This is a genomic window from Candidatus Izemoplasma sp. (genome assembly GCF_982632705.1).
The window spans coordinates 1-6,684 of the sequence record NZ_CEXEES010000075.1; the positions used below are offsets into that span (position 1 = coordinate 1).

The window sequence follows — 6,684 nt, forward strand, 5'->3', positions numbered from 1 at the left end:
CAAATGATGGAGTTATACCGTCAGGTAGATGGTGTAATAGGACTCGCAAACGCAGGTGAAATAGATATAATTAAAGATTCATTTAAGAACAGCTACAAAATCGTAACTGCATGGGAAAATGATCTACTTGTAGGTGCAGGAAGAATGATTTCTGATGGTTATTGTTATGCTTGGATACATGATATAGGTGTTTTGCCTAGTTATCAGAAAAAGGGTATTGGAAATGGAATTATGGAAACGTTGATGGATGAAAAGCAATCACTTTTATTTGGATTAACATCATCTTTCACGGGAATTGAGTTTTATAGCAAGTTAGGATTTAAAAAACACAAAACTGCAATGTGTAAATATCCTGGTGAATCAGATTATTTAGAGTAAATAAAACTCTTAAAAGGCTATTAATATAGCCTTTTTTATATGTTTTTATTATTTCTGAGGATGTATTAAATAAATGACAATATATCACGATTACTTGACATCCTTTGGATGTTATTGTACACTATTGGTAAAACGGTTTCGCAACTAATCAAATGTTGTGATGAATAGGAGATAATATGAGAAAATATATGTTAGTACTAGTAGCAATGTTTATGGTTGCTTTACCAGGTTGTACGAGTGAAAATGATATAATTTGTGGTGAAGGAACAGTAAAAATAGACGGACAGTGTGAAGTTGATACAGTTGTTTGTTCTGATGGATTTTATAAAGAAGATGGCGAGTGTGTTCCAGAGGAAGTTACTAGTTGTCAAACAGGATATATAGAAGTAAATGGTGAGTGTGTTGAAGATAATGGTACATCATGTCAAGATGGTTACCACGAAGTTGGCGGAACGTGTGTTCTAGATGAAGTAACATGTGGATCAGGATACCATGAAGAAGATGGTGTGTGTGTTATCAACCCACCAGTAGAAACACCTGAATGGTTTGATGGATGGAAATTATTGAATGAACCAACTGGTGATAGATCTTTAGATGATTATACATTCACTGAAACAGGATTCTCAGTCTTCCTAAATGTGAATGATAGAACAGGGATTCAAATGACGAATTTAACATTAGAACCTGGATTCTACTATGAAGTTAAGTTTGATTATAGCTCAGATGTAGCGGGTCATGGAATATTTGTTCAATTACAAGGACATTCAGGATATCACTTTACAAATCCTGGTGTTATGACAAGTGAATCAGTTAACACTTTCTCACAAATCCTACCATTCCCTCCAACAGCACCTCTAACAAACGATGGATGGTTTACAATTGAGATTACACCTTCGGGATCAGTAGGAGAAGTTAGAATTGATAATGTTGAATTGATTAAAACTGCTTTACCTGATTGTGGAGTAAATGAAGAATTAAGCGGAATAGAATGTATTCCAGCAAATAACGGAAACCTTCCAAATGGAACACCAACAGCATGGTTCAGTGATTGGGCGATAATGTCAGTTCCAGCAGGAAATAAAGAAGTAAGTGATTATGATTTCACAGAAACTGGATTTACAACATATTTAAGTGTAGGAGATAGAACAGGTATCGAATTTATGGGATATGAGTTTGAATCAGGATATACATATGAATTTAGTTTTGACTATACAGCATCAAGTGCAGGACGTTTAATCTGGGTTCAAATGGAAGCACTGGGAGGATACGGATTCACAGATACTGATACATGGTCTATAGATGGAACTGGAACATTCTCAAGAACTCTTACAATTCCAAGTACATATACACCAACAGAAACTGGATGGATTAAAATTGAATTAGCACCAGGAGCTATGGATAATATAACAATTGATAATATCGTAATTACAAAAACACCTAACTAAAATAAAATTACTATATAAGTTACAGAAAAAAACACAGATGTCATACTGTGTTTTTTTTGACTCTTATATATATAACTATATATACTGTGTTTATACTGCGAAACAATTGCGAAACAATATAAATAATTAGTTGAAAAATATATATTGATATAGTAATATTTTAACTGGATATGATAATAACGAAGACAAATAGGATGAATACTTTATGTAGTATTTATTAGTAGAATGGAGTTTTATTATGAACGGGGACAAAAAGAAAATAAATATTTACGAACTAGCAGAAGAAACAGGATATTCAACATCTACTGTCTCAAAAGCATTAAACAATACTGGTCGTATTGGTAAAGAAACGAGACAGAAGATTCTTGATAGAGCACGTGAACTTAACTATATTCCAAGTTATCATGCGAAGGCTTTATCTTTAAAGGAATCATGGATCATAGCAGTTATATATACTGATAATTTAGGTGTTGGGCTTGCCCATCCTCACTTTTCAGTAATCCTAGAGAACTTTAAAAGAGAAGTAGAGAAGGCCGGATATGAAGTAACATTTGTGAATAGAAATATGGGTAAAACACCAATGACGTATTTAGAGTTTTGCCATTATCGAAAAGTTGACGGTGTATTTATAGTAAACTTCTACAGCTTATCACATCAGTTGCCCGAACTAATCGAAAGTGGAATTCCGATAGTAACCGCAGATGAAGGAAACCTAGAAATTACAACGATAGTTTCAGATGATCTTCAGGGAGGACGTTTGGCTAGTGAATACTTATTTGAGTTGGGACATAACAAAAAAGTCTACCATATTGCAGGTCCTCAATATACAGTATCAGCTCAAAAAAGACTTCAAGGTTTTACCGAAGTAATGAATGAAAAGAAAGTCCCAGAATGTAAAGTATACAATACAGAAAACTTTGGATTTGAAGATGGGTATAACGCTGCATTGGAAATCATAAAAGATGATGATTTACCAACAGCTATATTTGTTGCAGGTGACTGGATGGCACTAGGTGCTATTAAGGCATTTCACGAACATTCAATCAAAGTTCCAGAGGATGTTTCAATCATTGGATACGATGATATGGAATTCTTGAAATACAGTATTCCAGCCCTTACAACCGTTTCTCAGAATAAAAGTCAGATAGGAATTACGTCTGCCCAATATCTTTTAGATAAGATAGCTGGAGAAGATAGAGAGTCAACTACAATCGATGTTAGTATCGTCGAAAGAGATACTTGTAAGAGAATAAATTAAGAGATAAAAACGATGGTTTACACATCGTTTTTTTTATTTACTATAAAGAATAAATACATTTTAAGAAAGCGTTTTAGGAAATCACTTGACAATTTAAATGAAATATTTTAGAATATTGGTAAAGCGGTTTCGCAAATGTGCGAAACTAAGTACAAAAGGAGAAAAATATGAAAAAGATAATTGGTTTGTGCTTAGTGGTATTAGTTTTTACTTTATCAGGATGTACTGAGTCTAGTGTTGGTTGTGCAGAAGGACTAACGTTAGAAGATGGTGTATGCTTTTTAGAAGAAGATAATCAACCACTACCAGAAGACGAGGAGCAAGAAGAACAAGAAGAACAAGAAGAAGAAGAGGAATTACCAGCTGGTAGTTGTGTTATGGATATAAATGATTACTCAGTGTCTGACTATGAAATGGTTTGGAATGATGAATTCGAAACTGATGGTATGTTAGATGATACTAAATGGGAATATTTAATAGGAAATGGTGGTAGTTACGGAATCCCTGGTTGGGGTAACGGTGAACTTCAGTATTATTCTAATGATTTAAAGAATGTTGAAGTGAAAGATGGGGAACTAATCATTACTGCAACGACAGAAGGATATGCTCAATACGGATATACTTCAGGACGTGTTCGTACAATGAACCTTGGAGATTTCCAATACGGTGTAGTTGAAGTATGTGCAAAAATGCCTGATACGTTAGGGACTTGGCCAGCAATTTGGATGTTGCCGACAGACTCACCATATGGCGGATGGCCAAATGGTGGAGAAATCGATATCATGGAAGCTGTAGGGTTTGAATCAAACACTGTACATTTCAATATTCATACTAAAAATGATAATTGGGGTAACGGACAAAGTGTTGGATCACATTCAACAATTAATAATATAGCAACTGAATATCATAGATACGGAATTAAATGGTTAGAGAATAAAATTATATTCTATGTTGATGGAGTTCAAGAATTTACATATACTCCTGTAAATGACGAACATGGATATTGGCCATTTGATACAGAGTTTCATCTAATCTTAAACATCGCAGTTGGTGGTGCTTGGGGTGGAATTAGAGGAATTGAAGAAGGAAATTGGGATGACTCAATGTATGTAGATTACGTACGAGTTTATCAAGAAAAATAAAGGAGAAATTACAATGAAAAGATTAGTTAGTTTATTAGCAGTATTAACAGTAGCAACGTTCTTAAGTGGATGTACAACAGAATCAAACCCATGTGGTGGAGGAACAGTTCTAGAAGATGGTGTTTGTGTATTAGAAGGTAACTCAAATAATCAAAATACTGGTGGAACAACCGCAGTAGATTGTAGTAACGAAACAGGATTACACAGTGTTCCTGGTGGAAATATGTATACTATTTCATCATGGTTAAACTGGAGATTTATTGGTGGACATTTAGTAAATGATCCAGATAACGCATGGATTCAAGATTTCGGTGCAGCAGTATTTGATGTACACACAGTACCATCAAATGCCTGGGAAGGTTCATTTACAATCTCAGATATGTTTTTAACTGAAGGATGCGAATACACATTCGAATTCACTGTTAGAACAGAAAGCCAAAGCATGAAATCAAATGTAATTGTATTTGGAGAAAGTACAAACGGAATAAGCTTCTTTGAAGAAGTAGTACCACTATCTGAATCAAGTAACACATTTAGATTTACAGTAGTACCAACATCAAGTGATTATGTTTCAACAGGAGTATACTTTGCAAATAGTACAGGTATGGTAATTATTGAATCTGTTCAAATCCAAAGAAATCCAATAGGAACAAATTCAAATGACTAAACATACTACAAAGAGATTAGCTAGTTTATTACTAGTATTGCTTACATTTATAACATTAACAGCTTGTACAACAGCTGATATCAAATGTGGAGCGGGTACAGAATTTAAAGATGGTTCATGTGTCGCAGCTCAGGTAGACCCTGATCCAGATCCAGATCCAGACCCTGATCCGGATCCAGATCCTGACCCAGACCCAGACCCAGAACCAGACCCAGTGCCAGATAATGCACTTGAGTTAATTGCGACAAACGATTTTACAGATTCAGATATTAGTGCTTGGGTAACAGAAGGTAATGTAAATTTATCTCATGACGAAGCTGGATATCTAGTAGCAGATGTAACATCATTTACAGGGGATTTTTATCAAGAAAACTTTACTCTAGGTAACCTAATTACTCAAAACGGATATACATATACAGTGTCGTTTGTAGCTAAAACAGATATTGTTGAAGGAAGAAATGTACAGTTCTTCTTAGAAGATACGGATCAAGCTTACTTAAAGTATTTCTTAGAAACTGAAACTCTAACGACTGAATTCCAAACATTTACATATACATATGTTGCAACTTCAGGAAATGCAGATACTAAAATTGGTTTGTTCTTAGGACAAATGGATAATGCTGTTTTAGGTAATGTCATTATTGATTCAATTACAGTTGATAAAGAAGAAGGATTAGTAGGTACAAACTTTGAAGATTTTTATAATCAAGAATTTACAGATTCAGATATCTCTGATTGGATGACAGAAGGAAATGTTACTTTATCTCATGATGCAAATGGATACTTAGTTGTAGACTTAACTGATTTATCAGCTAATTTCTGGGAAGATAACTTTACATACGGTAACCTAATCACAGAATCATGGACAACATATACAGTATCAATCACAATCAAATCATCAGTTGCTAGAGATGTTGTAGTATTCGCTGAAGATACAGATGCAGGATACTTAAAATACAATGAAATGACCGTATCACTAACAACTGAATTTACAACATTCGAGTTCAGTTTCAAACCATTAGAAACAAACGCAGACACTAAAATTGGTTTCTTCTTAGGACAAATGGATAATGCAGAAATTGCAGTTATTACCATCGATTCTATGACAGTTACTGCGGATGGTTCATTCGACTAATAAGGAGAATTCATAAATGAAGAAAATTATATATGTATGTAGTATATTATTTATCGTTACAATTCTTTCTGGATGTGACACACAAACAGCAACTTGTGGAGTAGGTACTCTTATACAGAACGGACAATGTGTCGCCGATCCAGATTACAATCTAAATAATAACCAAACACCTCCGACAGGAGATGTATCTTGTGACTCTGTTCAAGGTGATGTGTTTTATGAAATTGACTTTGATACGTTAGATGGAAACATAGTTTCAAATGAATCAGGACAAACACATAATTCAACAAACTTTGTTATATGGGGAAAAGATGAAGGAGACATACCATTTGCAAGCTATGCTATTGTTGATAATGAATTAACAATACCTAACTTAGATGGAGATCAACTTGATCAATGGCATCAATATGGACTTGGATATCAATTCTTTAACTTTGTGACAGGGAATACATATACTGTATGCGCAATAGTTGAAGGAACACAAGGACAAGAAATCACTTCTGAATTAGGGATATATTATGGTCATGGTACAAAAGACGAAATAATCCTAACAGGAGAACAACAGCTCATAGTTCAAGATTATACAGCGTTAGCTGCAACAAATAATGACTATGGACAATATGTTATGTTCTTTGGGAATATGACAGGCGAACTAATCA

7 protein-coding genes are annotated in these 6,684 nt (G+C 34.3%); all 7 read left to right on the forward strand.

Translation table 11 applies throughout. The features are described from left to right. Nucleotides 1-378, forward strand: a 378-nt coding sequence (locus AC2LE6_RS08145; protein ID WP_484478761.1) for a GNAT family N-acetyltransferase, incomplete at its 5' end; no start/stop codon positions are given. A gap of 176 nt (nucleotides 379-554) precedes the next feature. After that, on the forward strand, nucleotides 555-1,823 hold the full coding sequence (locus tag AC2LE6_RS08150) for a hypothetical protein (protein WP_484478762.1): 1,269 nt from the start codon (nucleotides 555-557) through the stop codon (nucleotides 1,821-1,823). 238 nt (nucleotides 1,824-2,061) lie between these two features. After that, nucleotides 2,062-3,081 (forward strand): LacI family DNA-binding transcriptional regulator, encoded by a 1,020-nt coding sequence (locus AC2LE6_RS08155; protein WP_484478763.1) that lies wholly within the window; start codon nucleotides 2,062-2,064, stop codon nucleotides 3,079-3,081. A gap of 167 nt (nucleotides 3,082-3,248) precedes the next feature. Then, nucleotides 3,249-4,223 carry a glycoside hydrolase family 16 protein gene (locus tag AC2LE6_RS08160; protein ID WP_484478764.1) on the forward strand — a complete coding sequence of 325 codons (975 nt, stop codon included), beginning with the start codon at nucleotides 3,249-3,251 and terminating at the stop codon, nucleotides 4,221-4,223. A 13-nt stretch (nucleotides 4,224-4,236) separates the two neighbouring features. Further along, entirely contained in the window at nucleotides 4,237-4,890 is a 654-nt protein-coding gene (locus AC2LE6_RS08165; protein ID WP_484478765.1) for a hypothetical protein, read from the forward strand. Next, nucleotides 4,883-6,025, forward strand: a complete 1,143-nt coding sequence (locus tag AC2LE6_RS08170; RefSeq protein ID WP_484478766.1) for a carbohydrate binding domain-containing protein — start codon at nucleotides 4,883-4,885, stop codon at nucleotides 6,023-6,025. The genes AC2LE6_RS08165 and AC2LE6_RS08170 overlap by 8 nt, the downstream gene beginning before the upstream one ends. A gap of 16 nt (nucleotides 6,026-6,041) precedes the next feature. Further along, nucleotides 6,042-6,684: hypothetical protein (locus AC2LE6_RS08175; protein WP_484478767.1), on the forward strand; the 643-nt coding region annotated here is incomplete at its 3' end.

What these genes read in the sequence shown, in the direction of transcription:
- AC2LE6_RS08155 (WP_484478763.1), top strand. Translation starts at nt 2,062, where the DNA reads ATGAACGGGGACAAAAAGAAAATAAATATTTACGAACTAGCAGAAGAA.
- AC2LE6_RS08150 (WP_484478762.1), top strand. Translation starts at nt 555, where the DNA reads ATGAGAAAATATATGTTAGTACTAGTAGCAATGTTTATGGTTGCTTTA.
- AC2LE6_RS08160 (WP_484478764.1), top strand. Translation starts at nt 3,249, where the DNA reads ATGAAAAAGATAATTGGTTTGTGCTTAGTGGTATTAGTTTTTACTTTA.
- AC2LE6_RS08170 (WP_484478766.1), top strand. Translation starts at nt 4,883, where the DNA reads ATGACTAAACATACTACAAAGAGATTAGCTAGTTTATTACTAGTATTG.
- AC2LE6_RS08165 (WP_484478765.1), top strand. Translation starts at nt 4,237, where the DNA reads ATGAAAAGATTAGTTAGTTTATTAGCAGTATTAACAGTAGCAACGTTC.